35 protein-coding genes and 1 tRNA gene are annotated in these 24,092 nt (G+C 58.6%); 19 read left to right on the top strand and 17 right to left on the bottom strand.

What is annotated here, in order from left to right:
• Positions 1 to 70: 70 nt before the first annotated feature.
• Positions 71 to 589 (bottom strand): ATP-binding protein, encoded by a 519-nt coding sequence (locus tag BOA8489_RS05030; protein WP_245813666.1) that lies wholly within the window; start codon positions 587 to 589, stop codon positions 71 to 73.
• Positions 579 to 923 (bottom strand): STAS domain-containing protein, encoded by a 345-nt coding sequence (locus BOA8489_RS05025; protein WP_093972879.1) that lies wholly within the window; start codon positions 921 to 923, stop codon positions 579 to 581. Before BOA8489_RS05025 ends, BOA8489_RS05030 begins: the two co-directional genes overlap by 11 nt.
• A gap of 131 nt (positions 924 to 1,054) precedes the next feature.
• Here BOA8489_RS05025 and msrC point away from each other — a divergent pair, with 131 nt between their 5' ends.
• From msrC to BOA8489_RS05010, 3 genes are read left to right on the top strand one after another with little or no spacing between them, the layout of a single operon-like run.
• On the top strand, positions 1,055 to 1,501 hold the full coding sequence (gene msrC / locus BOA8489_RS05020) for a free L-methionine (R)-S-oxide reductase MsrC (protein WP_245813665.1): 447 nt from the start codon (positions 1,055 to 1,057) through the stop codon (positions 1,499 to 1,501).
• A complete protein-coding gene (locus BOA8489_RS05015; protein WP_093972878.1) occupies positions 1,498 to 2,121 on the top strand; it encodes a LysE family translocator in 624 nt (207 codons plus the stop codon). Before msrC ends, BOA8489_RS05015 begins: the two co-directional genes overlap by 4 nt.
• A gap of 54 nt (positions 2,122 to 2,175) precedes the next feature.
• Positions 2,176 to 2,823, top strand: a complete 648-nt coding sequence (locus tag BOA8489_RS05010) for a pseudouridine synthase (protein WP_093972877.1) — start codon at positions 2,176 to 2,178, stop codon at positions 2,821 to 2,823.
• Positions 2,824 to 2,845: 22 nt separating this feature from the next.
• On the opposite strand, the gene BOA8489_RS05005 is transcribed toward BOA8489_RS05010, so the two are convergent.
• Positions 2,846 to 3,439: an alpha/beta hydrolase gene (locus tag BOA8489_RS05005; protein WP_093972876.1), complete on the bottom strand. Its 594-nt coding sequence runs from the start codon at positions 3,437 to 3,439 to the stop codon at positions 2,846 to 2,848.
• Positions 3,440 to 3,441: 2 nt separating this feature from the next.
• A complete protein-coding gene (locus tag BOA8489_RS05000) occupies positions 3,442 to 4,371 on the bottom strand; it encodes a VOC family protein (RefSeq protein WP_093972875.1) in 930 nt (309 codons plus the stop codon).
• 137 nt (positions 4,372 to 4,508) lie between these two features.
• Between BOA8489_RS05000 and BOA8489_RS04995 the strand changes: the two genes are divergently transcribed.
• Positions 4,509 to 5,240 carry a YkgJ family cysteine cluster protein gene (locus BOA8489_RS04995; protein WP_176440212.1) on the top strand — a complete coding sequence of 244 codons (732 nt, stop codon included), beginning with the start codon at positions 4,509 to 4,511 and terminating at the stop codon, positions 5,238 to 5,240.
• A gap of 4 nt (positions 5,241 to 5,244) precedes the next feature.
• On the opposite strand, the gene BOA8489_RS04990 is transcribed toward BOA8489_RS04995, so the two are convergent.
• The 3 genes from BOA8489_RS04990 to BOA8489_RS04980 form a co-directional block, all read right to left on the bottom strand.
• Positions 5,245 to 6,678, bottom strand: coding sequence for an aldehyde dehydrogenase family protein (locus tag BOA8489_RS04990; RefSeq protein WP_093973051.1), 1,434 nt, complete (start codon positions 6,676 to 6,678; stop codon positions 5,245 to 5,247).
• 179 nt (positions 6,679 to 6,857) lie between these two features.
• Complete coding sequence (gene ykgO, locus BOA8489_RS04985) at positions 6,858 to 6,983, bottom strand: type B 50S ribosomal protein L36 (RefSeq protein WP_005850168.1); 126 nt, start codon at positions 6,981 to 6,983, stop codon at positions 6,858 to 6,860.
• An 82-nt stretch (positions 6,984 to 7,065) separates the two neighbouring features.
• Positions 7,066 to 7,140, bottom strand: a tRNA-Val gene (locus BOA8489_RS04980).
• 176 nt (positions 7,141 to 7,316) lie between these two features.
• On the opposite strand from BOA8489_RS04980, the gene BOA8489_RS04975 reads away from it, so the two are divergent.
• The 3 genes from BOA8489_RS04975 to BOA8489_RS20915 all read left to right on the top strand — a co-directional run bounded on the left by BOA8489_RS04975 (position 7,317) and on the right by BOA8489_RS20915 (position 8,767).
• Positions 7,317 to 8,150, top strand: a complete 834-nt coding sequence (locus BOA8489_RS04975) for an N-formylglutamate amidohydrolase (RefSeq protein ID WP_093972873.1) — start codon at positions 7,317 to 7,319, stop codon at positions 8,148 to 8,150.
• A gap of 51 nt (positions 8,151 to 8,201) precedes the next feature.
• The gene (locus BOA8489_RS04970) at positions 8,202 to 8,573 is read left to right on the top strand and encodes a hypothetical protein (protein ID WP_093972872.1); all 372 of its coding nucleotides are present in this window, start codon (positions 8,202 to 8,204) and stop codon (positions 8,571 to 8,573) included.
• A 71-nt stretch (positions 8,574 to 8,644) separates the two neighbouring features.
• Positions 8,645 to 8,767 carry a hypothetical protein gene (locus BOA8489_RS20915; RefSeq protein WP_281256169.1) on the top strand — a complete coding sequence of 41 codons (123 nt, stop codon included), beginning with the start codon at positions 8,645 to 8,647 and terminating at the stop codon, positions 8,765 to 8,767.
• Here the strand turns inward: BOA8489_RS20915 and BOA8489_RS04960 are convergent.
• Positions 8,764 to 9,939, bottom strand: a complete 1,176-nt coding sequence (locus BOA8489_RS04960; RefSeq protein WP_093972870.1) for a lytic murein transglycosylase — start codon at positions 9,937 to 9,939, stop codon at positions 8,764 to 8,766. The genes BOA8489_RS20915 and BOA8489_RS04960 overlap by 4 nt on opposite strands.
• A 188-nt stretch (positions 9,940 to 10,127) precedes the next feature.
• Between BOA8489_RS04960 and BOA8489_RS04955 the strand changes: the two genes are divergently transcribed.
• Positions 10,128 to 10,490 carry a response regulator gene (locus BOA8489_RS04955; RefSeq protein WP_093972869.1) on the top strand — a complete coding sequence of 121 codons (363 nt, stop codon included), beginning with the start codon at positions 10,128 to 10,130 and terminating at the stop codon, positions 10,488 to 10,490.
• Here the strand turns inward: BOA8489_RS04955 and BOA8489_RS04950 are convergent.
• A complete protein-coding gene (locus BOA8489_RS04950; RefSeq protein ID WP_093972868.1) occupies positions 10,487 to 11,491 on the bottom strand; it encodes a glutathione S-transferase family protein in 1,005 nt (334 codons plus the stop codon). The two genes, BOA8489_RS04955 and BOA8489_RS04950, sit on opposite strands and share 4 nt — an antisense overlap.
• 239 nt (positions 11,492 to 11,730) lie before the next feature.
• Here BOA8489_RS04950 and BOA8489_RS04945 point away from each other — a divergent pair, with 239 nt between their 5' ends.
• Positions 11,731 to 12,078 carry a hypothetical protein gene (locus BOA8489_RS04945; protein ID WP_093972867.1) on the top strand — a complete coding sequence of 116 codons (348 nt, stop codon included), beginning with the start codon at positions 11,731 to 11,733 and terminating at the stop codon, positions 12,076 to 12,078.
• A gap of 21 nt (positions 12,079 to 12,099) precedes the next feature.
• Here the strand turns inward: BOA8489_RS04945 and hemC are convergent, their stop codons facing one another.
• Positions 12,100 to 13,050: a hydroxymethylbilane synthase gene (gene hemC, locus BOA8489_RS04940; RefSeq protein WP_093972866.1), complete on the bottom strand. Its 951-nt coding sequence runs from the start codon at positions 13,048 to 13,050 to the stop codon at positions 12,100 to 12,102.
• A 103-nt stretch (positions 13,051 to 13,153) separates the two neighbouring features.
• On the opposite strand from hemC, the gene hemE reads away from it, so the two are divergent.
• From hemE to BOA8489_RS04925, 3 genes are all read left to right on the top strand, one after another.
• Positions 13,154 to 14,200: a uroporphyrinogen decarboxylase gene (hemE, locus tag BOA8489_RS04935; RefSeq protein WP_093972865.1), complete on the top strand. Its 1,047-nt coding sequence runs from the start codon at positions 13,154 to 13,156 to the stop codon at positions 14,198 to 14,200.
• Positions 14,201 to 14,292: 92 nt separating this feature from the next.
• Positions 14,293 to 15,165, top strand: a complete 873-nt coding sequence (locus BOA8489_RS04930; RefSeq protein WP_093972864.1) for an NAD(P)-dependent oxidoreductase — start codon at positions 14,293 to 14,295, stop codon at positions 15,163 to 15,165.
• Positions 15,162 to 16,016, top strand: coding sequence for a DMT family transporter (locus BOA8489_RS04925; RefSeq protein ID WP_245813664.1), 855 nt, complete (start codon positions 15,162 to 15,164; stop codon positions 16,014 to 16,016). The genes BOA8489_RS04930 and BOA8489_RS04925 overlap by 4 nt, the downstream gene beginning before the upstream one ends.
• On the opposite strand, the gene BOA8489_RS04920 is transcribed toward BOA8489_RS04925, so the two are convergent.
• The 4 genes from BOA8489_RS04920 to BOA8489_RS04905 form a co-directional block, all read right to left on the bottom strand.
• Positions 15,986 to 16,435 (bottom strand): NUDIX domain-containing protein, encoded by a 450-nt coding sequence (locus BOA8489_RS04920; RefSeq protein ID WP_093972862.1) that lies wholly within the window; start codon positions 16,433 to 16,435, stop codon positions 15,986 to 15,988. The two genes, BOA8489_RS04925 and BOA8489_RS04920, sit on opposite strands and share 31 nt — an antisense overlap.
• Positions 16,435 to 17,517: a 5-(carboxyamino)imidazole ribonucleotide synthase gene (locus BOA8489_RS04915; protein ID WP_093972861.1), complete on the bottom strand. Its 1,083-nt coding sequence runs from the start codon at positions 17,515 to 17,517 to the stop codon at positions 16,435 to 16,437. Before BOA8489_RS04915 ends, BOA8489_RS04920 begins: the two co-directional genes overlap by 1 nt.
• The gene (gene purE / locus BOA8489_RS04910) at positions 17,510 to 17,989 is read right to left on the bottom strand and encodes a 5-(carboxyamino)imidazole ribonucleotide mutase (protein WP_281256168.1); all 480 of its coding nucleotides are present in this window, start codon (positions 17,987 to 17,989) and stop codon (positions 17,510 to 17,512) included. The genes BOA8489_RS04915 and purE overlap by 8 nt, the downstream gene beginning before the upstream one ends.
• Positions 17,990 to 18,052: 63 nt before the next feature.
• A complete protein-coding gene (locus BOA8489_RS04905; protein ID WP_370807153.1) occupies positions 18,053 to 18,277 on the bottom strand; it encodes a YdcH family protein in 225 nt (74 codons plus the stop codon).
• A 167-nt stretch (positions 18,278 to 18,444) separates the two neighbouring features.
• Here BOA8489_RS04905 and BOA8489_RS04900 point away from each other — a divergent pair, with 167 nt between their 5' ends.
• The 4 genes from BOA8489_RS04900 (at position 18,445) to BOA8489_RS04885 (ending at position 20,550) form a co-directional block, all read left to right on the top strand.
• Positions 18,445 to 18,855, top strand: a complete 411-nt coding sequence (locus BOA8489_RS04900) for an Hsp20 family protein (RefSeq protein ID WP_093972860.1) — start codon at positions 18,445 to 18,447, stop codon at positions 18,853 to 18,855.
• 14 nt (positions 18,856 to 18,869) lie between these two features.
• On the top strand, positions 18,870 to 19,097 hold the full coding sequence (locus BOA8489_RS04895) for a DUF1150 family protein (RefSeq protein ID WP_093972859.1): 228 nt from the start codon (positions 18,870 to 18,872) through the stop codon (positions 19,095 to 19,097).
• A 90-nt stretch (positions 19,098 to 19,187) separates the two neighbouring features.
• Entirely contained in the window at positions 19,188 to 19,943 is a 756-nt protein-coding gene (locus BOA8489_RS04890; protein ID WP_093972858.1) for a pyridoxine 5'-phosphate synthase, read from the top strand.
• Entirely contained in the window at positions 19,933 to 20,550 is a 618-nt protein-coding gene (locus BOA8489_RS04885; protein WP_245813663.1) for a LysE family translocator, read from the top strand. The genes BOA8489_RS04890 and BOA8489_RS04885 overlap by 11 nt, the downstream gene beginning before the upstream one ends.
• Here BOA8489_RS04885 and BOA8489_RS04880 read toward each other — a convergent pair.
• The 3 genes from BOA8489_RS04880 to BOA8489_RS04870 form a co-directional block, all read right to left on the bottom strand.
• Positions 20,547 to 21,266, bottom strand: coding sequence for a DUF4386 domain-containing protein (locus tag BOA8489_RS04880; RefSeq protein WP_093972857.1), 720 nt, complete (start codon positions 21,264 to 21,266; stop codon positions 20,547 to 20,549). The two genes, BOA8489_RS04885 and BOA8489_RS04880, sit on opposite strands and share 4 nt — an antisense overlap.
• A 193-nt stretch (positions 21,267 to 21,459) precedes the next feature.
• On the bottom strand, positions 21,460 to 21,741 hold the full coding sequence (locus BOA8489_RS04875) for a hypothetical protein (protein WP_141138241.1): 282 nt from the start codon (positions 21,739 to 21,741) through the stop codon (positions 21,460 to 21,462).
• A 42-nt stretch (positions 21,742 to 21,783) separates the two neighbouring features.
• Positions 21,784 to 21,999 carry a hypothetical protein gene (locus BOA8489_RS04870; RefSeq protein ID WP_141138240.1) on the bottom strand — a complete coding sequence of 72 codons (216 nt, stop codon included), beginning with the start codon at positions 21,997 to 21,999 and terminating at the stop codon, positions 21,784 to 21,786.
• A gap of 109 nt (positions 22,000 to 22,108) precedes the next feature.
• On the opposite strand from BOA8489_RS04870, the gene acpS reads away from it, so the two are divergent.
• From acpS to rnc, 3 genes are read left to right on the top strand one after another with little or no spacing between them, the layout of a single operon-like run.
• A complete protein-coding gene (gene acpS / locus BOA8489_RS04865; RefSeq protein WP_093972854.1) occupies positions 22,109 to 22,555 on the top strand; it encodes a holo-ACP synthase in 447 nt (148 codons plus the stop codon).
• A 53-nt stretch (positions 22,556 to 22,608) separates the two neighbouring features.
• Positions 22,609 to 23,394, top strand: coding sequence for a signal peptidase I (lepB, locus tag BOA8489_RS04860; RefSeq protein WP_093972853.1), 786 nt, complete (start codon positions 22,609 to 22,611; stop codon positions 23,392 to 23,394).
• Positions 23,394 to 24,077 (top strand): ribonuclease III, encoded by a 684-nt coding sequence (gene rnc / locus BOA8489_RS04855; RefSeq protein ID WP_093972852.1) that lies wholly within the window; start codon positions 23,394 to 23,396, stop codon positions 24,075 to 24,077. Before lepB ends, rnc begins: the two co-directional genes overlap by 1 nt.
• Positions 24,078 to 24,092 lie beyond the last annotated feature (15 nt).

Here is a 24,092-nt window from a genome sequence, read left to right as displayed (position 1 = left end):
CAAGAGAAAGGCGACCGGCGTTCAGACTTGGTCGGTCGTGTGCGGCAAAATACTATGGGCTTTGCAGTTTCTAGGTAGAAAGAGATGGTTTGGTCGGCGCGTTCTTGCGCCCGACTGCAAGTCTGAAGATCAGGAAATTCTCACCGTTCTCGCGATCATAGACTAGGTCCCGAGCAAGCTCCCTGATAAGAAACCAACCGAACCCCCCTTCTGGCAATTCATCACTTGGGTGGTTTTCCGTTGGATGATTCCCCTTTGGAGTGCGCCCATTTGGCATCGGTCTGCCGTTGTCGCGGATTTCAATCAAGAGCCCCGCACGACCGTGGCGCAACACAAGCTTTACGTCCCCCGGTGTCCCGTCCGGATACGCGTGTTCGACCACGTTGTTCAGGGCTTCGGCCAAGGCAATCTCTACCGAGCTCTTTTCTTCATCCGGAAGATTCAGCGGTTCAAGCGTGGACATCGCATCTTCGATGGCCAATCTGACGTTTTCGAATGTCGCGCGAAAGGCAGATCGCGAAAGGACCCCGCCGGCAGCAGTTGCCGGAGGGTCCGCGCGAACATGGTTCATCCCAGCATCATGACGCATTCAGGGATTCCTGTGTCGCTTCACCCAGAGTGCCAAAGATACGGAAAACCGAGTCCATTCTTGTCATTCGAAAGACTTTTTCGACTGATGCGCTGAGCCCGACCAGATCCATCCTTCCTTTACGTCTCATTTGCTTCATGCTGCCCACGACAGCGCCAAGCCCACTTGAGTCAACAAAATTGACTGCGGACAATTCGACGATAACGCGACCCGATGCGCCGGACGTCAGATCCTTCATTTTTTCCTTGAACTGCATCGCGACGGCCGCATCGATCCGGCTTTCGCCAACGGTAATCACCAAAAAATCCTTGTGAACAGACGGTGTCATTTCCATGCGTGTTTCCCTCGCCTAACAGATTTCGTAAGACCTAGACGCAAGGGGTTACCATTCTGTAAGCAAACCCGGAAAAGTTCAGGCGTATTGTTTGCATTTTACGTCTCGCCTCAAAGCAAAAGGGATCCCGCTTGGAATACAGTGAACTCAGCCAACGCCTCGCGGCCCTGTGTGAGGGCGAGACTGACACCATTGCCTTGATGGCAACTGTCGCCTGCGAGGTGCATCACTTTGATACGCGCTTTGATTGGACGGGATTTTACCGGGTTACTGCGCCGGGACTTCTCAAGATGGGTCCCTACCAAGGCGGGCATGGATGCTTGGAAATTCCTTTCGAAAGAGGTGTTTGCGGTGCAGCCGCGCGTACCGAGTCAGCACAGATCGTGCGAGATGTGGATGCCTTCCCCGGTCATATCGCTTGCGCGAGCAGCACCCGATCCGAGTTGGTCCTGCCCGTCAAGAACAGTGAGGGTGCCCTGATTGCCGTGTTTGATATCGACAGCGATCTGCCCGCCGCGTTTGACGAAAGCGACGCGGCAGCACTTCAAGCGATCCTCGATGCGATATTTGCAGTATGAGTTTTGGTGACTGGCTGGTCTTTGCAGGTTTTTGGGTCGTCTTCGTCACAACTCCGGGACCAAATGCTGTCAATTGTATTCAAAACGGCCTGACATTTGGCTTCCGGCGGTCGCTGTGGGGCGTGCTGGGCATCCTAACGCAGGCTATTCTCTTTCTTGGGCTTTCCGCGCTTGGAGTAACGGCGCTCATTTCGGCAGCGCCATCTGTGTTCTGGTGGCTGCAATTCGCGGGGTCTTTGGTCCTTGTCGGATTGGGACTGCGCACGTGGATCAACGCAACCACACCTCCGTCTCATGACAAGGCGACGGCCGGGTCGATCTACGGTCAGGCATTCGTCATCGCCACCGTCAACGTGAAGTCGCTTGCGGGCTATATCGCTGCTTTTTCGCAATTTATCGAACCCGGCCTGCCACTCTTCAGCCTGTTGAGCGTGATTTTTCCAACGGCGCTGACGATCACCGCTCTAAGTTACATCACTTATACAGCGATTGGCGTGTACCTTGGCCAGGCTGCGTTTGGAGCGGTGTTTAACGTCTATTTCCGCCGCGTTATGGCGGTTCTCTTTGTGAGTTATGGCGTGCTACTTATGGTGCTGATTGAGCGGATTGGAGCGTCATGAACAGATCGGAATTGTCTTTTGGAAACGGGATCTCGGCCAAGGCGAAGCGACGCTTTGTTTGAACCCTATGCGCCCCCTGATGTGCCGCTCGATATCGTGCATGTGGACCATGAGATCCTCATCGTCGGCAAACCCGAGGGCCTGCTTTCGGTGCCCGGCAAGAGTGATCATCTTGCCGACTGCCTGCTTTCGCGCATACAGGCGGCCTTTCCGGATGCGCTTTTGGTGCACAGGCTTGATCGGGATACGTCCGGCGTCATGGTTTTTGCACTGACCCCACACGCGCAACGCCACCTCGGACTTCAGTTTGAAAAGCGGTACATCAAAAAATCTTATGTCGCGCGTGTTTGGGGGCAGGTTTCTGAAAAAACGGGAATCATCGAACTGCCGCTTATTGTCGATTGGCCAAACCGGCCGCTTCAGATGGTCGACCACGAGAACGGAAGACCCGCCAGTACCGAGTGGCGCGTCCAACGGAGCACCGAAGCTGAGACGCGTATCAGACTTTTTCCAAAAACAGGGCGTTCGCACCAGTTACGGGTACACATGCAGGCGATCGGACACCCTATTCTGGGCGATCCTTTTTATGCCAATGGTCAAGCCCGAGACTTCCCGCGCATGATGCTTCACAGCGAGAGCCTGAGGCTGCGTCATCCCGACGGCGGTGTCGGGATGACGTTCAAAGTCAAGGCACCGTTCTAGCGCGCCCTGAAATCCAGCCACTTCAAGCCAAAAAAGCTTGGATCGCGCCTAGTTCACTTTGGGCGATCTCATGACCCCCCGGATGCCATTCGACACGCACATCTGCACGCTGCGCGACAAGGTATTGCGCAAAAACTTCGGTTTCGGTGGGTGGGCAGATCGGGTCACGTTGGCCTGCGGTGATTAAGACGCGACGACCCTTCAAGCCCGACTGTGGCGCCGGGGTCCACGGGATCAATGGGTGCATCAGGATCAACTCGTCAACGATGTCAGGAAAGCTCAGCGCCACGGAAGCCAGAATGTTCGCACCATTCGAATATCCAAGCCCGATCACACGATTTGCGCCGATTTCGGCTTTCGCGGCCCGCAGGAACGATGCCATCGCAGCAGAGCGTGTGGCAAGATCGTCCATGTCGTAGACACCCTCGCCGGTGCGACGAAAATAACGGTTCATTCCGTTTTCGGAAACATCACCCCGAGGCGAGATTACATGTGCATCCGGGACAAGTTGATGCGCCAGGCCGTGGAATTGGGTCTCGGTTCCCCCAGTCCCGTGAAATGTCACAAACAGGGGAGCGCCGGGCGTCCCTGCCGTGGTGGCTGCGGTATACGACACGTTCAGGCCTCCAGAGGCTCAAGCTGACGCTCGAGCTTTTCGCGAAGGTGCGCGTGCTGGCTTGGAAGTTTCAGTGCTTCACCAAGATGAGCGGTATCCTCATCCACATCGAAACCGGGTTCGTTGGTGGCGATTTCGAACAAAACGCCGCCGGGGGTGCGGAAATAGATCGCCCAGAAATAATCGCGATCGATCACCGGCGTCACTTGATATCCGGTGTCCATCAGAGCCTCGCGTACCTCAAGCTGACGCGCACGGTTTTCAACCGCAAAGGCAATGTGATGAACGGAGCCCGCGCCCTGACCGGCAAACCCGACCGAGGGCAGGGTTTCGATATCGATCGTGTTGGCCTCGTTCCCGCCGGAAATGGCAAACCGGGTCACGTTGCCGGCACGATCGACTTCTTCGTAGCCCATGAACTTCAAAAGTTCCGCGCTGGCGCCGCCGTCTTTGACGCGCATATCTGCCGAGTGAAATCCGCGGATTGCCATATCCTGCGAGACACCATTGCCGGTCCACGGCGTGCGTGCATCGTCGGCCTCGACCAAGGCAAAGGCGTCGCCGTCGGGGCCTTTGAACAAAAGTCGTCTCTCTCCAAAGCGCGTATCAGTTTCAAGATCTGTTGTTCCGTATGTTGTCAGCCGGTAAGCCCACGCCTTTAGCGTCCCAAGTGGAACAGTGAACGATGTGGTGCCGACTTCTCCGGTTCCGGCCCGCCCGCGGGCAGCGTTTCTAAAGGGGAAATAAGTCATGACCGACCCGGCAGTGCCGACTTCGTCGCCGTAGTAGAGGTGATAGACGTCCGGGGCGTCAAAGTTCACGGTCTTCTTGATCCGGCGCAGTCCAAGGACGTCGGTAAAGAAAGTGTTGTTTCTTGAGGCTGATGACGCCAGCGATGTGACGTGGTGCAGGCCTTTGATCTGAGTTAGCATCAAGTGTCTCCAATTGCTGGTTTCCCAAGAGTTATAATGTTCATCAATAAAGTAGAAACACACACGGCCGCGCAAACTTTGATCGTTTTTGCACATGAGTTCGCATCTAGTACCCCGGCGTGGTCGGCATGAAAGGGATGAAATCGCTCGCGGACCTGCAAACTAAAGCTGCGAAGGTGTCAACGAAAGGCGTTCCCCCGGCACTGCGAGATCCCGCGCGACCGGCTTTGTTGGCGTGGATCAATACCGCCGTGCAGCACGCGATGCCATTGAATGAAGTCCTGCGCCGCTTGAGAGACGGGGAAGCAGCCGAAGCGATCGGGCGTACGGCGATCGCGCCGCAACTCGCTGACCCGAACGGTCCTGCCGCTCGCGCGGCCTGCGCGCCGGGATGTGCATTTTGCTGCATTCTAAGCGGGGATGACGGCGGCACGATCACACAAATCGAGGCGCGCCGCATGCATCAAGCTCTCGCGCCGCTAGAGGGTCAACTTGATGGGCGCGCATGGATGCCGAAAGCCTGTCCTTCGCTTGATCCGGAAACTCGTCTTTGCCGGGCTTATGACGCGCGTCCGATGATCTGTCGCAGTTATATGTCGTCGAATGTCGCCGCTTGCGAGGTCATCGCAGGGGGAACGCCAGCCGAAGGCGCTGGTGTTCTTGGGGCGCAAGCCCTGTATCTCGCGGTTCTGATGCTTACCCGCAACTTGTTGAAGGGCATCACTCGTGTGCCCACGTATAGTCTGTCCAGGATCGCTGTCGGTGCTATCGACGGGGAAAGCCTGGAGGATGCCTTGACTGCGGCCAAACACGGGCCGCGCGAACTTGATGAAGAGGTCGCGCGGCAGGCTGCTGTGATCAAGCGATAAAGCGTCAGTCCGGCCAACCACCGACCGACTTGATTTCGACGAACTCTTCCAGGCCCCAGACTCCGCCCTCGCGCCCGTTTCCGGACTGGCCGACCCCGCCAAAGGGCGCACCCTTGCCGCGGCCCTTGCCGTTCATCTGAACCATGCCCGAGTGCAACTCGCGCGCAAAACGCTCAAGCTTGACGGGATCGCTGGACTGCACGTAGTTCGTCAGGCCGTAGACAGTGTCGTTTGCAATAGAAAGTGCTTCATCGGCCGAATCAAAGGGCATGATCGACAAGACGGGGCCGAAAATTTCCTCGCGCATGATTGTCATGTCGGGCGTGACATCGGCAAAGACAGTTGGCCGTGCAAAGTAGCCACGGTTCAGCCCGTCGGGACGACCCACACCACCCGCCACAAGGCGTGCACCTTCGTCGATGCCGGCTTGAATCAGGGACTGTACCTTATTGAACTGAGTCTCATTCACTAGCGGACCAATATGCGCGCCCTTCTCGGCGGCCGGGCCGACGCGCGTTGCGTGCGCAACTTCAGCGGCTTCTTCAACAGCCTGATCATATCGAGTTCGCTCTACCAGCATCCGAGTCGGCGCGTTGCAGGACTGGCCGGTGTTCTCGAACACCTGCCTTGCGCCGCGCTTGACGGCATCCGCATCGGCATCGGCAAAGACGATGTTAGCACCCTTTCCTCCCAGTTCGAGCGAGACCCGCTTCAGCGTATCCGCAGCCGCCTTCGAAATGGCGATACCGGCGCGGGTCGAGCCTGTGAAGGAAACCATGTCGACGTCAGGGTGCCTCGACAACTGACTGCCGACGCCCACGCCATCACCGTTCACCAGATTGAAGACACCAGCCGGTACACCTGCGGCACTCACGATTTCAGCGAACAGTAGCGAGGACAAAGGCGCGACCTCGGAAGGTTTCAACACCATAGTGCAGCCGGTCATCATGGCGGGAATGACTTTCAGAGTGACCTGATTCATCGGCCAGTTCCACGGCGTGATCATCCCAACGACGCCGATCGGATCCTTCAGAATGCGCGTGCCGCGCTGGCCATCAAGACTATGCTCCCACTCGAAATTCTTTACCGCGTGCAAGAAGCCGCGAATATGCCAGTCACCGGAATCTACCTGTTCGGCCAGCGAAAACTCGATTGGCGCGCCCATCTCAAGACTTATGGCCTTCGCCATATCGTGTTCGCGCTCCTTGTAGATTTCAAGGATGCGGCGCACATAGTCGATCCGCTTCTCGTGCGAGCGCGCGCGCCAGGCCGGCAAAGCGGCCTTTGCTGCCGCGACAGCCGCGTCCGTATCGGCTTGCCCACCAAGAGAGATAACCGCGACCGCCTCTTCGTTGGAGGGATCAATCACGTCGCAATCGGTTCCGGCAATCGGGTCGACCCACGCGCCATTGATATAGAACTGACGTTTCTCAAGCATCGGAATGTCCTTCCATTCGTTTTGACGAGACATGTCACTCGGTTCGCGTTTCGACAAGCGATCGAAACACAATTTGATCAAATTATTTTCGTCAACTTCGAGTTTAGCTGGACGAAAAGAAAAAGGCCGCATCCAAATGGAGCGGCCCTTTCATACAATCTGTCGACGTCGGCGCCGAATCAGCCCTGACGTGCTTTGAATCGGCGCTGCGTCTTGTTGATCACATAGACACGACCCTTACGGCGCACGACACGGCAATCGCGATGCCGGTTCTTCAGCGAGCGGAGCGAGTTACGAACTTTCATGTTCTTCTCCCTATTTCGCGGCGCGTGAAGGGCGCCTCTTGTTTTCGGTTCTGCCATATCCCATTGGGAATATGGCGGTTCATGGTGGGCGATACTGGGATCGAACCAGTGACCCCTTCGATGTCAACGAAGTGCTCTACCGCTGAGCTAATCGCCCTGTCTTCAAATCTTTCCACCCTGTTCAAAAGAACAAGACGCGGGGCAAGCCCCGCGCTGGTCGGGGTGGCTATAATAGGTTCGCCCTTTCACTTCAAGGGCTTTTGGCATTACCCGAAATTGATCTATATTCGGCTACAACAAGGAGTCACCTACGTGAAACCCTATCGCCTCAGAATGCCGGAAGTACGCACAACAAGTGTTGTCTTCGCGTCTCCTCATTCCGGACGCGAGTACCCGTGGAGCTTCGTGAGAAGGTCTGTTCTGGATGAACGGCGGCTGCGATCCTCTGAAGATGCATTCGTCGACCAGCTTTTTGACATGGCGCCGAAGCACGGTGCGCCACTGCTCACGGCGACCCATCCACGGGCATGGGTAGATGTGAACCGTTCCCCGGATGAACTGGACCCGGCGCTGATCGAAGGTCTGGGGCGCAATGCGCATAACCCGCGCGTTGCATCCGGGCTTGGCGTTGTGCCACGCGTCGTTGCGAACGGCCGCGCGATATACAGCGGCAAGCTGACACGTCGCGAAGCCGATTCGCGAATCCGCGACGTCTGGCAGCCCTGGCACAACGCGATTCAGACCCTTCTGGATGAAAGCCACGCCTTGTTCGGCGAGGCGGTGTTGATCGATTGCCACTCGATGCCGCACGAAGCACTGGAAAACCTGTCGCACCCTCGGGGGAAACGACCGGACATTGTGCTTGGTGATCGTTTCGGCGCCGCAGCCGGCAGCCAGGTTGTTGACCGCATAGAGGCGGCCTTCGCCGTGGCCGGCCTGCGCGTCGCGCGGAATGCGCCATTTGCCGGGGCCTTTGTGACACAACACTACGGACGACCTGCGCGGTCGCAGCATGTCGTGCAGATCGAGATTGATCGTGCGCTTTACATGAACGAACAGGCCATCCGCCCGAACGGGAATTTCCAGAGTTTCGTTGGTTTGATGGAGGCCGTGACAGCCGAGATCGCCGAGATTGGACGTCGCGATATTCCTCTGGCCGCCGAATAGGCAACGCAAATGTGATTGGCCAGACGGGTCTGCCATGCGCAGTCTTAAGGAATGCGAATTCGCCTTATCCTCGCCTTCGTCGCTCTGGCAAACACCGCATTTGCGACGGATGGTTTGCGCGCGACCGATACTGAGCTTGATCAGGAGGGTTTGACGGCGCTGCTCTCGGGCCAAGTCATTGAATTCTTTGATGGTTCGAAGTCAACTTATCGCGAAAACGGACGTTACGAATACACCTACACGGACGACGGGCCGATCTGGGCCGGGGCGTATCGTATGGAAGCCGAAAGCGCGGTCTGTGTCGAATTCGACAATGGCTCGGCACGCTGCGACGTCTTCGTCAAAGATGGCGCGCGCGTTGTCCTTATCACCGCCGACGGCTTGCGGCTTCCAGTTCGGAACATAACTGTTGCCGCCGACTAATCGCCTAAATGCTTGAAATTAAAACGATCTGCCCCTTAATCTTAATTGTACAGTTAAGAGTGGGGGCTCTTATGAGTGATTTTGCGGTGGCAGGCCTGATCCTGCTTGCCCTGGCGGCTGTGATGAATGCCGGTTCCGCCAGTGACAGCTTGGGCTGCAAGCCTGGCGATCGGGGCTTTATCCAAATCTGCTAAAGAGCGTTCAGCAGCGCCTGCGTCGGCCAGGCATCTGCAGGCTGCCCGAGTCGTTTCTGCTCGGCCTGAACGGCTGCGCGGGTGTTTGCGCCCAGAATGCCATCAATCCCGCCAACATCGTAGCCGCGTGCCTGCAGTTTCTGCTGAAGTACTTTCATTGCATCGCGATCAAGACCGGGTTCCGGATCGCCGGGGTTCAGGGGCGGTCCTCCTTCAAGCCGAGTTGCAAAATAGGCGGCGGTGGTGACGTAGACGAAGCTTTGGTTCCACTCGAAGAAAACATCGAAATTCGGGTAGGCAATAAAGGCCGGACCACGGTGGCCTTGCGGGAGGATGATTGCGGCGGGAAGGTTCGGTGCGAACAACGTGCCGGTTCTAGGCACGATCCCAACCTGCACCCAGTCACGCGCACGGTCCTTTTTTTTGTCGAGTCCGGTCTGGGACAGGTCGAAGTTTCGCGGCACGGTCACTTCCTGCAACCAGGGTTCACCCGGACGCCACCCGAGAGAGTTCAGCATCTTGGCTCCGGACATGAGCGCATCGGCCGGGGACGTCTTCAGCGTGACGTGACCGTCTCCATCGCCGTCGACACCGTTTTCGATGATGTCCTTTGGAAGCATCTGCACCATGCCGATTTCGCCCGCCCAAGCCCCCGTTGTGCGGAGGGGATCAAGATCACCGCGTTCGAACAATTCAAGCGCGGCAAAAACCTGAGGGCGGAAGAGCTCTGGCCGGCGGCAGTCATGTGCAAGTGTGACCAGCGCATTAACCGTGTTGAAATCGCCTTGCACGGCACCGAAGTCGGTCTCGAACGCCCAAAACGCCAGAAGCACGCCGCGCGAAACACCATAGTCACGGTCGATCTTGTTAAAGACCGCATCCCATTTCCGCCCGTTTTGCTGGCCGTTCTGGAAACGGTTTTGCGAAATCAGGCGGCTGGAGAAATCAAGAAAAGGTCGCGTGAAGATACCCTGCGAACGATCTGCTCTCAAAACCGCATCGTCCTTTTGAACATTGGCGAAAAAGCGGTCTGTCACGGCCCGCGATGCGCCATTCCTGATGGCTTCGGCCTTCAGGTCTGAAACAAAGCCCTGAAATGATCCGCCACAGGCCATCGCGGCTGTAGCAGGCATGATGAATGCGGCCGACAAGGCAAAAAGGAAGTGTTTCATTGAATCCAACGTCCATCCAGAAGTTGCGGGAACACTAGCACCGCAATCGGCGGTCGCAAGCAAGGGATCGGCGCAAGCCCGCCTTTGGTTAACGGCAAGTTTACTCAAGTTAACCCTTTGTTAAGCATTGTAGGACAAATATGACGAGGGGTGAACATCCGCAGCGGCTCCCCGCCGCGGGAGGTGGTATGGTGGTACTGATCGTGGCAAATAATAGGCATTTGACGCGCATCTGGTCGCGACATTTGCAGCGTCAGGGCAACACGGTGGTCGTTGTTCATAGTCAGGCGGATGCAACTGACTTCATGCGTGTCCACGACGTCGACGTGATCGTTCTTGACCTGAACCTAGAAAAGGGCAGCGCCCTCGCGATTGCCGACTACGCAAGCTACCGAAGACCGTCGGCCCGGATCGTTTTCGTTTCAAACAGCACATTTTTCTCGGACGGATCGATTTTCAACCACATCCCAAATGCTGCCGCGATGGTGCCCGAACAATCGCCGCCAAATGATTTGGCGGCGATTGTCGAGTATCATGGACGGGCCAGTTAAGCGGCTTTCGAGTTTCCGCGTTCGTGCGGCTCGTTCCAGTCAATAACCGGGTTGATCGGAATGATCCGGTGAGGGTTAATCGTCTCGTGACTGTAGTGGTAGTGGCGCACGATATGGTCGAAATTTACTGTCTCAGCGATGCGGCTTCCGTTCGGCGCAACCCATTGATAAAGTTCACGCGTAAAGGCCCAGAGGTTCGGGAAATCGACAATCCTGCTGCGATTGCATTTAAAATGCAAATGATACACCAGATCGAACCGGAACAGGGTAGCCACCAGACGCCAATCCGCCTCGGTAATTTGGTCGCCCATAAGGTAGCGTTTTTTCGACAACCGATCTTCCAGCCAATCCAACGTTTCGAAGAGCTTGGACACCGCGTCATCATACGCCCTTTGCGACGTCGCAAAGCCGCATCTATACACCCCATTGTTTAAGGTATCGTAAATGCGTGCGTTCACCTTCTCGATATCGTCGCGCATGTGCTCGGGCCAATAGTCGTCTGTGTTGCCCGTCAGCCCGTCGAACGCGGAGTTGAACATGCGAATGATCTCTGAGCTTTCGTTCGAGACGATGGTTTCAGTCTTCTTGTCCCAGAGTATCGGTACCGTAACGCGGCCCGTCATCGTCGGGTCAGCCTTGGTATAAACGTCGCGCGCGAAGCGGAGGCCATAAAGCGTATCGCCCGTCGCGCCGGGGTAATCTCCGCTTAAAGTCCAGCCGTCCGACAACATGTCAGGGTCCACGACGGACACGGAAATCATGTCTTCGAGCCCTTTCAGCTTGCGAAACATCAACGTTCGGTGCGCCCAGGGGCAGGCGAACGAAACGTAAAGGTGATAGCGTTTGGCTTCTGCCTTGAAGCCGCCTTTGCCCGAAGAACCGGGCGCGCCATCGGGCGTCACCCAGTTGCGGAACTTCGCGTCGGCGCGGACAAATGCTCCGTCGTTCGATTTGGTTTCATACCAGACGTCATGCCAGACGCCTTCAACAAGCTTACCCATCTACGATCTCCTTTGACCTTAGATATGAGGTTCTGACGATAAGAAACCATCCCAGTGGCCACAGAGAAGGTGTGCGTATTTGCGAGAAGTGTTGGCGAAACGCGGAGTTTCTTTGCAAATCCGTGCTTCCAAAAGGTGTGTTTGCCTGTGGATTGTTTCATTTTTCTGTCATGAAATCAGTGTTTTCTTTGTCCTGCGAGCGAATCGGCCCAGACTGTCCTTTGGGGGGGATGATAGCTATGTCAGAGTATCTGCCAAAAGAGGTGCGCGAGGGGCTGGAAGCGGCCAGAAAGCGCAACCGGGCAAAGAAAAGCCGTCTGCGTGTGCGGGTCGGCGATCAGACGTTTACCATATTGCGATATTGGGACGAGGGCTTTGCGCTTGATGCCGAAGACGCGCCGCAATTGCGCGGGTTGGTTGATGTTTATGATGGTGCGCGGCACATGTCTCAGTGCCTGATCGTGGCGTCCGAGGAAGACGCGGGCGAGATGGTTTATGAGTTCAAGCGCGAAACGATTGCAGCGGATCAGGCGCCGCTTGATTATGAGCGGTCCGAATTTGCTCCGGTGGCCTTGATCGGTCGTTAAACTGGTACGCCCGCGTCCAGCTCAGGACGCGGTTCTCCAGTCGAAAAAGCCATGGCCTGCGCGGGCCAGAAGGCTTTCTGCAAGGTCCTTTCCGATTGCTGCGCCGTCCTCGATGAGGCCAGTGCGCGTATCGCTCAAAGCTTCAGACCCATCGGTGCGCAGGATTTCCCCGCGCAACGACAAGGTTGTGCCGTCAAGTGTGGCAAGGCCGGCAATAGGTGTTTCACACGAGCCATCCAGCGCCGCAAGATAAGCGCGTTCAGCGGCCAACCTCTGACCCGTTTCCAGATGATGCAGGGCGGCAAGCAGTTCTGTGGCGCGGCCGTCGTCGCTCCGCCGTTCGATGCCGATAGCGCCTTGCGCGACGGCGGGCAGCATTTCCTCAGTCGCTATCGGTGTTGCGGGGACGTCGGACATACCGAGACGGTTTAAGCCAGCCATCGCAAGAAAGGTGCAATGGGCGACGCCCGCTTCCAGTTTCTTCAATCTTGTCTGCACATTACCGCGAAACTCAACGATCTCAAGGTCGGGACGCCGGTTCAGCAACTGCGCTTTTCGGCGCAGTGACGAGGTGCCGACCTTGGTCCCCGGTGCCAGACCCGAAAGTGTGCCGCCGCTGGGGGCGATGAAGGCATCGCGCACGTCTTCGCGCGGCAGATAACAATCAAGCGTCAGGCCGCCGGGTTGTTGGACGGGCATATCCTTCATCGAGTGGACTGCGATGTCGATCCGGCCTGCCAAGAGATCGTCTTCGATTTCGCGCGTGAAAAGGCCTTTTCCGCCGATTTCCTTCAGTGGCCGATCAAGGATCGCGTCGCCTGTTGTCTTGATCACAACGATTTCGAACGCCTCGGACGGCAGATCGAAAGCGGCGCAGAGGCGGTCGCGGGTTTCGTGGGCCTGCGCCAACGCCAGAGGAGAGCCTCGGGTGCCGATGCGGAACGGATTTCTGGGATCAGGCAAATTCTTCATGAATGCCTGTTTAAGGGCGTCAGAAAAAACTGACAACTCATTGTATTGACAATCTTACGTCTGGCTGGGACCTCTCTTATCCAAGTTGAGAAGGTATCCTGACATGGCAAACGATAAGTTAATCCTGCGCGCACTGGCTGGCGAGACGTTGGACACGCCGCCGATCTGGATGATGCGACAAGCCGGGCGGTATTTGCCGGAGTACAAGGCGACGCGGGCCGAGGCCGGGGATTTTCTTTCGCTGTGCTATAACTCTGATCTGGCCGCCGAGGTTACCTTACAGCCGATCCGACGCTATGGCTTTGATGCGGCTATTCTTTTTGCCGATATCTTGCTGATTCCGGACGCGCTGGGCGCGGATCTTTGGTTCGTGACTGGCGAGGGGCCGCGGTTGTCGACGATCACGGAACAGGCGGACTTCGACAAGCTGAAGCCTGCGGATGCGATCCATGATCATCTTGCGCCGGTTTACGGAACCGTTGCGAAGCTGGCGGCGGAACTGCCGAAAGAGACGACACTGATAGGATTTGCGGGCGCGCCGTGGACGGTTGCGACGTATATGATTGCCGGGCGAGGAACGCCCAATCAGGGTCCGGCGCATGCGTTGAAGGCCGCGAACCGCCCATTATTTCAAGCGGTTATGGAGCGGATCGAGGCGGCGACGGTGGAGTATCTTTCGGCGCAGATCGAGTCCGGGGCCGAGGTTGTGAAACTGTTCGACAGTTGGGCCGGATCGTTGAAAGGCGCGGACTTTGAGGAGTTCGCTTTGGAACCTGCCAAGCGGATCATTACTGAGCTGAAAACGCGTCATCCGGGCATTCCGGTGATTGCTTTCCCGCGAGAGGCTGGCGAGAAATATGTAGGGTTTTCAAAGGCTATCGGGGCGGACTGCGTCGCTTTGGACAACTCGGTGGACGCCGAGTGGGCGGCGGCGAATGTGCAGGTGGATGGCTGCGTTCAGGGCAATCTGAAATCGTCGCATATGGTGACTGGTGGGCAGGATCTGATCGACGAAACGGGCGCGATTTGTCGTGCGTTTTCAAAGGGTCCGCATATTTTCAACCTTGGCCACGGCATCACGCCGGACGCTGATCCCGAGAACGTGCAACTGATGATCGATACCGTGCGAAGCGGGGCCTGGAAGGGCTGAATCGGTGACGTCGGTATGATGTCGGTATCACGTCGGTTTTGCGTAGGTGCGACCGTTCGCGCGTTTAGCGGAGCGTTAAGGAAGGTGGCGACATGAACGAACGCATTGGCGTGATCGGACTGGGCCGGATGGGCTGGGCGCTGGCCGCACGGTTTGCAAGTCAGGGTGCGTTGGTCCAAGGCTGGACGCGCAGCGGTGTGGACAGCGAGCAAGCAGCGGCGGCAGGGTTCGAGGGCGTCGGCGAAATGCGTGATCTCGTCGCTGCTTCGGATGTCTTGGTGCTCTCGCTTTTCAATGATGACGCGGCGCGCGACGTGCTGACGCAACTTTCTACACTGGATCTGACCAGCAAGCTGATCGTGGAAACCTCAACCGTGTCGCCGACCGTGGTGCGTGATCTGCTCGCTAGTATCGAGCGGGCAGGCGGTGCCTTGTTAGATGCGCCTATTTCAGGTGGGCCTGACATGGTTGAAGCGGGCACGGTTGGCATGTTCGTCGGCGGCAAGGACGCGGACGTCGCGCGGTTCTTGCCTGTTGCTGCCTTGGCGTCCGACAAGGTGGCTCATGTTGGCCCGCTTGGGGCAGGTGCTTCGGCCAAGATCGTCAACAACATGGTCTTGACGGGGATGTGGGAAGTCTTGTCGGAGGCTTTGGAGACAGGTGCAGGACTGGGGTTGGGGATGGACACAATGCTTGGGTTCCTGGAAAAGAGTCCGGCGGCTTCGCCCGCATTCTTGCAGCGGATGCCTATCATAAAGGGCGAGAGCGACGCGGTTGGATTTTCGGTGTCCGGTATTGCCAAAGACGCGGCGCTGATGGTCGCCACATCACAGGAGCTGGACCGCGAGGCGATTGCGCTGAAGGCGGCTTTGGCGCGTTATGAGACGATGATCGGGGCGGATCTTGGCGGGCAGGATTTGTCGACCGTGCTGCCGCATTCTGTCAACGCAGTGATGAACAAGTGAGACTTTTCGCGCTCACCGCTTTGACGATGGTGGCGTTTGCCTCAAACTCGATCCTGAACCGCTGGGGGCTGTTGGACGGCGAAACCGGGCCGGCGGCTTTTCAGGCGTTGCGGGTTGTGGCGGGGGCTTTGTGCCTTGGGGCGCTGCTCTATTTTCGCGGAAACATGCCGAGGTTGCTGACCAGACGACGTGTCGTCGGGACCGGGTCGTTGATGGCCTATATGTTGGGGTTTTCGTTTGCTTATGTGGCGTTGGACGCGGGCGTCGGGGCGTTGATCCTGTTCGGTGGCGTGCAGGTGACCATGTTTGCCGGAGCCTTGGTCGCTGGGAACCGTCCACCGGTTTTGCGATGGGTCGGGGCGGCAGTGGCGTTTGGCGGATTGGTCTGGCTTTTGTGGCCGGGGGCCATAGGCGCGCCGCCTTTTGGCGCATCTTTGATGATGGGCGTCGCCGCGGTGGCTTGGGGGGTCTATTCGCTGGCAGGGCGCGGCGCGACGGATCCGATGGCCGAGACGGGGGCGAATTTCATCTGTTCGATTCCGTTTGCATTGTTGGCGTGGATCGTTGTGCAGGACGGGATGAGTGCCAGTGGCGCGGTTTTGGCGATCATCTGCGGCGCTCTGACGTCCGGGTTGGGCTATGCGCTTTGGTATTCGGTTTTGCCGAAGCTGGACGCGGCAGTGGCTGCTTTAACGCAACTGACAGTGCCGGTCATTGCGGTTGTGGGCGGTGTTTTGGTTCTGGGCGAGGTCGCCAGTGGACGCTTGATTTTGGCTAGTGCGGTGGTGCTGGGCGGGGTCGCTTTGGGTGTGCTTGGCGGTCAGCGCAGGAGCGGCTCCAAAGCGTCGTAGGCGGCGGCGCCGTCGTGGTCCCAGGCGACCTCGGCAAGGCTGTCGGGTTTGACGCGCAATGTCGTCAGTTCCTCGCGGGTGACCCAGCGGCGGTCGGTGACAATGTTTTCGACGTCTTGCCATGCGTCTGTAAGCTCGCCCGCAACGAGGGTGCAGCGGAAGTAGATATCAACTTGGTGGAAGTTGCTGCCGGGGTTATGGAATTCGTTAATCAGCACACAAGGGCCGACGGTGACGGTCAGGCCGGTTTCTTCGTAAATCTCGCGGCGCAGGTTGTCGGGCAGGGATTGATGGGGTTCTACGCCGCCGCCGGGGGCGCACATGAGGTCGCTCTTGCCGTCGGGCCATGCGTTCACGAGGAGGAGTCTGTCACCTTTGAACACGAGGCCGCGCGTTGCAAGTCGGATGCGCCGCCCCATCAGCGGTCAGTGGCGGGGCCGAGGACGCGTGTGACGTGGCCCATTTTACGCCCTGGGCGGGCTTCGGCCTTGCCATAAAGGTGCAGGCGCGCGCCGGTTTCCGCAGCGATCGCATGGACCTGTTCGATATCGTCGCCGATGAGGTTGGTCATGATGACGTCCGAGTGGCGGACCGGATCGACAAGGGGCCATCCCGCAACGGCGCGGATGTGTTGTTCGAACTGGTCGATGACCGCGCCCGCTTCGGTCCAGTGGCCCGAGTTGTGCACGCGGGGTGCAAACTCGTTGATGATGATCTTGTCGCCCGAGACGAACATCTCGACGCCGATGACCCCGATGTAATCCAGTGCCGTCAGGATGGTGCCCGCGATGCCAAAGGCGCGCTCGCGCGTGGCGGTCGAGATGTCTGCAGGCACGGTAGTGGTGTCGAGGATACCGTCGGTGTGGACGTTTTCGCCGGGTTCAAAACAGGCGATGGTATCATCAAGGCCGCGCGCGGCGATAACGCTGATCTCGCGGTCGAAGGCGACGAAGCCTTCGAGGATGGCGTCCGCGGCGTTCATCGCGGCCAGCGCGGCGGGCGCGCCGTGGCGGTCGTTGATGCGGGCCTGACCTTTGCCGTCATAGCCAAGGCGGCGGGTTTTCAGGATCGAAGGCATGCCGACCGAGGCGAGGGCTTGAGCAAGTTCGGCTTCGGTGATGACGGTGGCGAATGGGGCTGTTTCGAGGCCGATGTCCCTAAGGAAGGTCTTTTCGGTCAGGCGGTCCTGACTGGTGGCGAGCGAGATGCGGTTCGGGCGGATCGGGACGCGGGCTTCGATGAGGTCAAGCGCGGCCGCGGGTACGTTTTCAAATTCGTAGGTGACGACGTCGACGCTGTCGGCGAAGGAGGTGAGAGCGGTCTCGTCTTCGTAGGGCGCGGTGGTTGTCTTGTGGGCAACTTCGCCTGCTGGGGGATTGGCGGCGGGCTCAAAGATGTGGACTTTCAGGCCGAGGCGCGCGGCGGCCATGGCGAGCATACGGCCCAGTTGGCCTCCGCCAAGGATGCCGATGGTCTGGCCGGGTTGAAGCGCGTCAGTCATCGCTTGGTTCCTCGGGGATAGAGGCGGTGAGCGCCTCGCGCCATGCGTCGAGGCGCTTGGCGAGGGTGGCGTCGGTGGTGGCCAACATCTGCGCGGCCATGAGGCCTGCGTTCATACCTCCGCCGATCGCCATGGTCGCCACCGGATAGCCGCGAGGCATCTGCAAAATGGAATAGAGGCTGTCCACGCCTTTCAGCGCGCGGGTTTCCACCGGAACGCCGACGACGGGGATACGGGTCTTGGAAGCCATCATGCCGGGCAGGTGCGCCGCGCCACCCGCGCCAGCGATAATAACCTGAAGCCCACGATCAACAGCCGTTTTCCCGTAGTCCCAAAGGCGGTCGGGGGTGCGGTGGGCCGAGACGATTCGGGTCTCGTACGCCACGCCAAGTTCGTCGAGAATCTCGGCGGCGGGTTTCATGGTGGGCCAGTCGGACTGACTGCCCATGATGATGCCAACTTTAACGCTCACGCGGTGATCCCCCGTCAAATTCTCGCCCGGACCCTAGCGCCGCATGCAAACGGTCGCAACGGCTCAGGCGATGATATCGGGCGTCAGCTCGTCTTCGAGCTGGGCAATTCTGTCTTTCAGGGCAAGTTTCTGCTTTTTCAGCCGTTTGACCGTCAATGGATCGCCCGTACCACGCTCATCCAGAGCACGGATCGCCTCGTCGAGATCGCGGTGCTCGCGCCGCCAGGCCTCCAGTTTGAAGCGCAGAACCTCGTCATGGTCCATCTTGTGTGGCGGTGCATTTGTCATGATTTCGGGCGATATGATGTTGCTCAAGCCTTTAGATAACGTGAACGCCCTTCATTTCAAAGCGTGAACTGGCCTTGTTACGGCCGCATTGCATCCCCATATTTCTGACAACGTCGGTCGCCGTCAGGGGCCGAAAACAGCACCGTCGCTTTACTAGAGGACGTCGCATGACAAAAATGACCTTGGGAACACATCCCTTCCTTCTGGGCTTTGACCAGCTTGAACGGCTCGTCGAACGCACAGCGAAATCCGAAAACGGTTATCCGCCGTATAATATCGAGCAAGTGAAGGACAACGCGTTCCGCATCACGCTTGCTGTAGCGGGGTTTCGCGAAGACGACCTGTCGATCACGGTCGAAAACCGCCAGCTTGTCGTAAGAGGTAAGCAGACGGATGACAGCGCAGATCGGGTGTTTTTGCACCGAGGGATCGCAGCGCGGCAGTTTCAGCGGACATTCCTGCTCGCGGATGGTGTCGATGTTGCAGGAGCTTCGATGGAGCACGGTTTGCTGCATATCGATTTGATGCGCGCAGTGCCCGACAAGGTGGTGCAGACGATCCGCATCAACAAGGCTTGAAAGGAGTAAGTGGTATGAACACGCAGTATGATTTCAAGAAGTTGGACGTAGGCAAGCTGGTTTATGTGCGTCCTGTCGCCGTTGAGGACCTGCCCGAAGAGGTTCAGGATCAGGCGTTGGGTAGCAAGCATATCTATGCGCTGCACTCGGCGGATGGTGTCCGGCTGGCTTTGGTAAAAGATCGCTCGATGGCGTTTGCTTTGGCACGTCAGAATGATTTTGCGCCTGTAAACGTTCACTAATCATGACAGGGGCACGGTTTCGTGCCCCTTTGCGCTTGTTAAGTCGGTGCGCGCTACTAGTCTTTGCCCAGTAATTGTGCGGAGGCTTTCATGGCAGACCAACCCCCTCTTCGACTGGGCGTCAACATCGATCACGTCGCGACGGTGCGCAATGCGCGCGGTGGTGCGTATCCGGATCCGTTGCGCGCGGCCAAGATCGCCGAGGAGGCTGGTGCTGACGGGATCACCGCCCATTTGCGCGAGGACCGTCGCCATATTTCGGATGCGGATATCGACGGGCTGATGGAAGTCTTGTCGGTGCCGCTCAATTTCGAGATGGCCGCGACGGACGAGATGCAGGCGATTGCTTTGCGGCATAAGCCGCACGCGGTGTGCATTGTTCCCGAAAAGCGCGAGGAACGGACCACAGAAGGCGGGCTTGAGGTTGCCAAGGACGAGAACCGTCTGGCGCATTTCATTGCGCCTTTGCGGGATGCCGGATGCCGTGTTTCGATTTTCATCGCCGCCGACAAACGTCAGATCGAGGCGGCTAACCGGATCGGTGCAGAGGTCATCGAACTGCACACCGGGGCTTATTGCGATTTCCACGCTGAAGGGCACTTCGACAAACGCGACGACGAACTTGAGCGTTTGCGCGACATGTCTGCGTTTGCCCATTCGCTGGGGCTTGAGGTCCATGCGGGACATGGGCTGACTTACGACACGGTGGCTCCTGTGTCGGCGTTGCCCGAGGTGCGCGAATTGAATATCGGGCATTTCCTGATTGGCGAAGCGATTTTCCGGGGGCTTGAGCCTGCTATCCGCGAAATGCGCAACATCATGGACGGTGCGCGCCTTGGGCGTTGAATTGTGGGTTGTCGTGGTGGGCTGGATGCTGGCCGGAGGGTCCCCGGGACCGGCGACGCTGGCGATATCCTCAACGGCAATGGGGCAGGGGCGACGGGCAGGGCTGATTCTTGCGTTTGGTGTTCTGGTCGGTTCGGCAATGCTTGGAAGTGCGGCGGCCTTGGGCATGTCGGCGGTCATGATGGCGAATGTCTGGGTCTTTGAGGTGATCCGCTACGTCGGTGCTGCCTACTTGCTCTGGCTGGCGATCAGGTCGCTTCGGGCAGCGTGGTATGGCCGCGCGGTTGCGATCAGGGCAAGCGGCAGCGGGCGTAGCTTTCTGCGTGGTCTGGCAATTCACCTGACGAATCCGAAAGCGATTCTGGCATGGGGCGCGATCTATGCGATTGCTTTGCCCGCCGGAGCGTCTGGCGCAGATGTCTGGGCCTTGTTCGGCATATTGATTGCGGCGTCGACGGTTGTTTTCCTCGGGTATGCGATATTGTTTTCGGCGCCCCGGATCGCACGCGCCTACGGTCGGGCGGCGCGGGTGTTTGATGCGGGCTTTGGTTTGTTGTTCGGAGCAGCAGCCATCCGCGTGCTGACCGCGCGGATCGTGCCTGATTAGGCCGCAGCCGTTTTATCGCTGACGCGAGGGCCGCGAAGTAGCAGCCAAAGCGCAAAGCCGACTTCGGAGAGTGTTACAATCGCGAGGAGACCGATGCGGGCCAGACCGAGAAGTGTGACCTCGGGCAGGGCGAACGCATAGAGGCTGTCCAGCGCGTAACCGATGGCACCGATGGTCATGCCATAGCCAAAGAGCCGCGGATACGCCCCGGATTTCAGGATAAGTATCCCGAGAAGGACAAGGTGAAGCGCGAAGAACAGCTGCCAGATCCATACGCCGACCGCGTCGAGATAGGTGAACAGTTCGGCGAGGCTGGCGCGCTCGGGGGCGGTGAAGCCCGACAGGAACGACGCATCGGTTGCGAGTGTGAAGACCGCCGCGCTGAAGAACAACATTGCCGACATGACCGCGACCATGCTGAGGCGGGCAAGGGCTGCCATACCAGAAAGCGTTGGGCTGACGCCACGGAACATGAAGAACAGCATGACGGTGATCAGCACTTCGGACAGCATCATCACGACGTCGCCGCCGATCCCTGCAAGGAACAAGCCGCGCATGGCGCTGATATTTGCAAGTGTTGCGGCGGGATCGTCTGCGACGTTGATGGCCTCGGGGACATAGGCGATGGCGAAACCGCCAGAGACGGCGATAGTGAGATAAAGGGCCCCCGCGATGCGGGCGTAGTTTCGGCTTTCGGGGTTTGAGAGGGCTTGCATTGGGTGCTCCTTTCGGATTGGCAAAGCGGCTTCGGGACCGGAACACAGAGTGCGTGATCGGACGAGCGCCTGAAGTTCGGTGTTTGGGTCCGGTTGTGGTCCGGTGACGAGGAGGTTTTAAAGGATTCCCGATCCCAACAAAATTGTCAAAATTCGCTTAGCTGCCATGCAAAAACGTTTAAGGGGTGGCGGGCTAGAGCTTGCCCGGCCCGGATCGTCCGTCGCCCTTGCCGTTTTGGCTTGCGCTGGAACCTGTACCGTTCGCCCGGCCATTTCCGTATTCATCCGGCGCGACACCGCCGCCGACCGCGCCAAGGGGTGCGCCGCCGTCCGAAGCGCCAGCCAGACTACAGTTGACCGGATAGACCGTGGTCGGGTCATCAAAGGCCTGCCCCGGAGGGCGCGGCGCGAAGGTGGCGCGGCAGCCCTCGGTATCGCTGGAGTAGGCGGACACCGCTTGGCCATACTGGAACACCGCAACCACATAGTCCCAACTGCTGCCGAACTGCGGAAAACGTTAGCCCCGCGGGTTCGTCATGCTGCGATAGATCAGGCGCGTTTCGCCGCCTTCACGGATACGTTGCGTGGGTCGTCCCCAACGGGTCAAAAACTGACTTTCGGTGGTGACTCCGGGGCGGAGGCTTTCAAGCATCGCACGGCGCACGACTGGTTCGCTGGCCAACGTGGTATTCCACGCCACGCCACCGCAGCCGGTCAAGAGAAACAGAATCATGAGGTTTCGCCACATAAGGCGGATCCTTAGACCAACATGGTTTCCAAAACCTTGCCAAGGCCGGGGTCGCGGTTTCATATGGCGGCGAACTTGGAAAGCGGGCAGGCTAATGATCCTTGGTATCGGGACGGACCTTTGCAATATCGAGCGGATCGCCAGCACGCTGGAGCGTTTCGGCGACCGCTTTCGCAATCGTGTGTTTACGGAGATCGAGCAGGCCAAAGCCGAACGCCGGGCCGATACGCCGGGCACCTATGCCAAACGCTGGGCCGCGAAAGAGGCGTGTTCCAAGGCGCTGGGCACCGGGTTGCGGATGGGCATCGCCTGGAAGGACATGTCGGTCACGAATTTGCGAACAGGTCAGCCCGTCATGCATGTGACGGGATGGGCGGCCGAGCGGCTTGAAGCGATGACGCCTGCGGGCTTTGAAGCGGTAGTCCATGTCACGCTGACCGATGACCACCCCTGGGCTCAGGCTTTTGTTCTGATCGAAGCGCGCCCCTTGGGTGAAACGAATGACATACCAACCCCCGAGACGACGCGGCGGCTTGCTTGACAGGGCAGTCGCCACCCCTCAGAAAGCGTCGACCTTACAGAGGCTAGGCATACATGTCCGACAGTACCAGTACGTTCGTTGACGGGGTCGTCGAAACGATCAAGACCGTCGTCTACGCGCTTTTGATTGCGGGCGTGTTTCGCACCTTGTTCTTCCAGCCGTTCTGGATTCCGTCGGGGTCGATGAAAGACACCTTGCTGATCGGCGATTTTCTCTTCGTCAACAAGATGGCCTATGGGTATTCGCAATATTCCTGCCCGTTTGGCCTGTGTCCCATTGATGGGCGTATCTGGGGGTCCGAGCCCGAGCGCGGCGATGTCGTGGTGTTCCGGCATCCTGCCAACGGACAGGACTTCATAAAGCGCGTTGTCGGACTTCCGGGCGATACAGTGCAGATGCGTAGCGGCGTTCTGTTCATCAACGGATCGGCCGCACCTCAGGTTCAAGAGGGCTTGTTCACCGAGACTTACGAGCGACAGGGACCCATTGGCACAACGCCGATCTGCATCGAGATGTCGGTGTCGTTCGGGGACGATTGCAACAAAATGAAGTCCATTGAAACACTGCCGGATGGCACTCAGCACGCAGTTCTGGACGCGGGACCAACCCGTCTGGACAATACTGGCGTGACGCGCGTTCCCGAAGGCATGTTCTATTTCGTCGGCGACAATCGCGACAATTCCACCGACAGCCGTGTGGCCCAGCCTTCGGGGGTTGGGCTTGTGCCGTATGAGAACCTGATCGGACGCGCGGACCGGGTTATGTTCTCGTCCGCGGGGCGGTCTTTGTTCTTCGTCTGGACGTGGCGCATGGACCGGTTTTTCAAGGCGATCGAGTGATGAAGACCTCGGCTGAACTGGACGCTTTTGCGGCCCGGTTGGGTCACGACTTCAAGGAGCCCGAGTATCTGATCCGTGCGGTCACGCATCCGTCGATTGCCAGCGAGACCCGCCCCGACAACCAGCGGCAAGAATTCCTTGGGGACCGTGTGCTGGGACTGGTGATCGCCGAAGCATTGTTGCAAGCCGACGCAGGCGCCGCCGAAGGTCAACTGGCACCGCGGTTCAACGCTCTGGTACGTAAGGAAACCTGTGCCGCCGTAGCGCGCGATATCGACATCGGCGTGGTGCTGCGACTGGGTCGCTCGGAGATGATGTCCGGGGGGCGGCGCAAAGAGGCGCTTTTGGCGGACGCGATGGAGGCGGTGATTGCGGCGGTCTATCAGGATGCCGGTTTTGAGGCTGCGCGCGATGTTGTCCTGCGGCTTTGGGCGTCGCGCATCGACACAGTCGAAGGCGATGCGCGGGATGCGAAGACATCGCTTCAGGAATGGGCGCAGGCGCGCGGACTTGCGCCTCCTAGCTATGAAGCCGTGAGCCGCACGGGACCGGATCACGCTCCGGTTTTCACCGTGGAAGCGCGACTCTCGACGGGCGAAGCCGAACGGGCCAGCGCGAACTCCAAGCGTGCGGCGGAACAGGCATCGGCCAAGGCGCTTTTGGCGCGGGTAGAAGCGGGCTGACATCTGTCGGTGGCC

It is taken from the genome of Boseongicola aestuarii (assembly GCF_900184815.1).
GTDB classification, from domain to species: domain Bacteria; phylum Pseudomonadota; class Alphaproteobacteria; order Rhodobacterales; family Rhodobacteraceae; genus Boseongicola; species Boseongicola aestuarii.
Note: the sequence above shows the minus strand (reverse complement) of the source record. Positions and strands in the feature narration are given on the sequence as shown.

Bases quoted from the DNA above. Each gene is read 5' to 3' on its own strand.
- BOA8489_RS04945 (WP_093972867.1), top strand. From the start codon at position 11,731: ATGTCAGAGTATCTGCCAAAAGAGGTGCGCGAGGGGCTGGAAGCGGCC.
- BOA8489_RS20915 (WP_281256169.1), top strand. From the start codon at position 8,645: ATGAGTGATTTTGCGGTGGCAGGCCTGATCCTGCTTGCCCTGGCGGCT.
- BOA8489_RS04890 (WP_093972858.1), top strand. From the start codon at position 19,188: ATGGCAGACCAACCCCCTCTTCGACTGGGCGTCAACATCGATCACGTC.
- BOA8489_RS04990 (WP_093973051.1), bottom strand. From the start codon at position 6,678: ATGCTTGAGAAACGTCAGTTCTATATCAATGGCGCGTGGGTCGACCCG.
- BOA8489_RS04880 (WP_093972857.1), bottom strand. From the start codon at position 21,266: ATGCAAGCCCTCTCAAACCCCGAAAGCCGAAACTACGCCCGCATCGCG.
- rnc (WP_093972852.1), top strand. From the start codon at position 23,394: ATGAAGACCTCGGCTGAACTGGACGCTTTTGCGGCCCGGTTGGGTCAC.
- BOA8489_RS05030 (WP_245813666.1), bottom strand. From the start codon at position 589: ATGCGTCATGATGCTGGGATGAACCATGTTCGCGCGGACCCTCCGGCA.
- BOA8489_RS04970 (WP_093972872.1), top strand. From the start codon at position 8,202: ATGCGAATTCGCCTTATCCTCGCCTTCGTCGCTCTGGCAAACACCGCA.
- BOA8489_RS05015 (WP_093972878.1), top strand. From the start codon at position 1,498: ATGAGTTTTGGTGACTGGCTGGTCTTTGCAGGTTTTTGGGTCGTCTTC.
- acpS (WP_093972854.1), top strand. From the start codon at position 22,109: ATGATCCTTGGTATCGGGACGGACCTTTGCAATATCGAGCGGATCGCC.
- BOA8489_RS04915 (WP_093972861.1), bottom strand. From the start codon at position 17,517: ATGACTGACGCGCTTCAACCCGGCCAGACCATCGGCATCCTTGGCGGA.
- ykgO (WP_005850168.1), bottom strand. From the start codon at position 6,983: ATGAAAGTTCGTAACTCGCTCCGCTCGCTGAAGAACCGGCATCGCGAT.
- hemE (WP_093972865.1), top strand. From the start codon at position 13,154: ATGGCAAACGATAAGTTAATCCTGCGCGCACTGGCTGGCGAGACGTTG.
- BOA8489_RS04950 (WP_093972868.1), bottom strand. From the start codon at position 11,491: ATGGGTAAGCTTGTTGAAGGCGTCTGGCATGACGTCTGGTATGAAACC.
- BOA8489_RS04955 (WP_093972869.1), top strand. From the start codon at position 10,128: ATGGTGGTACTGATCGTGGCAAATAATAGGCATTTGACGCGCATCTGG.
- BOA8489_RS04895 (WP_093972859.1), top strand. From the start codon at position 18,870: ATGAACACGCAGTATGATTTCAAGAAGTTGGACGTAGGCAAGCTGGTT.
- BOA8489_RS04960 (WP_093972870.1), bottom strand. From the start codon at position 9,939: ATGAAACACTTCCTTTTTGCCTTGTCGGCCGCATTCATCATGCCTGCT.
- hemC (WP_093972866.1), bottom strand. From the start codon at position 13,050: ATGAAGAATTTGCCTGATCCCAGAAATCCGTTCCGCATCGGCACCCGA.
- BOA8489_RS04900 (WP_093972860.1), top strand. From the start codon at position 18,445: ATGACAAAAATGACCTTGGGAACACATCCCTTCCTTCTGGGCTTTGAC.
- BOA8489_RS04905 (WP_370807153.1), bottom strand. From the start codon at position 18,277: ATGACAAATGCACCGCCACACAAGATGGACCATGACGAGGTTCTGCGC.
- BOA8489_RS04870 (WP_141138240.1), bottom strand. From the start codon at position 21,999: ATGATTCTGTTTCTCTTGACCGGCTGCGGTGGCGTGGCGTGGAATACC.
- BOA8489_RS04930 (WP_093972864.1), top strand. From the start codon at position 14,293: ATGAACGAACGCATTGGCGTGATCGGACTGGGCCGGATGGGCTGGGCG.
- lepB (WP_093972853.1), top strand. From the start codon at position 22,609: ATGTCCGACAGTACCAGTACGTTCGTTGACGGGGTCGTCGAAACGATC.
- BOA8489_RS05000 (WP_093972875.1), bottom strand. From the start codon at position 4,371: ATGCTAACTCAGATCAAAGGCCTGCACCACGTCACATCGCTGGCGTCA.
- BOA8489_RS04920 (WP_093972862.1), bottom strand. From the start codon at position 16,435: ATGGGGCGGCGCATCCGACTTGCAACGCGCGGCCTCGTGTTCAAAGGT.
- BOA8489_RS05025 (WP_093972879.1), bottom strand. From the start codon at position 923: ATGGAAATGACACCGTCTGTTCACAAGGATTTTTTGGTGATTACCGTT.
- BOA8489_RS04975 (WP_093972873.1), top strand. From the start codon at position 7,317: ATGCCGGAAGTACGCACAACAAGTGTTGTCTTCGCGTCTCCTCATTCC.
- BOA8489_RS04995 (WP_176440212.1), top strand. From the start codon at position 4,509: ATGAAATCGCTCGCGGACCTGCAAACTAAAGCTGCGAAGGTGTCAACG.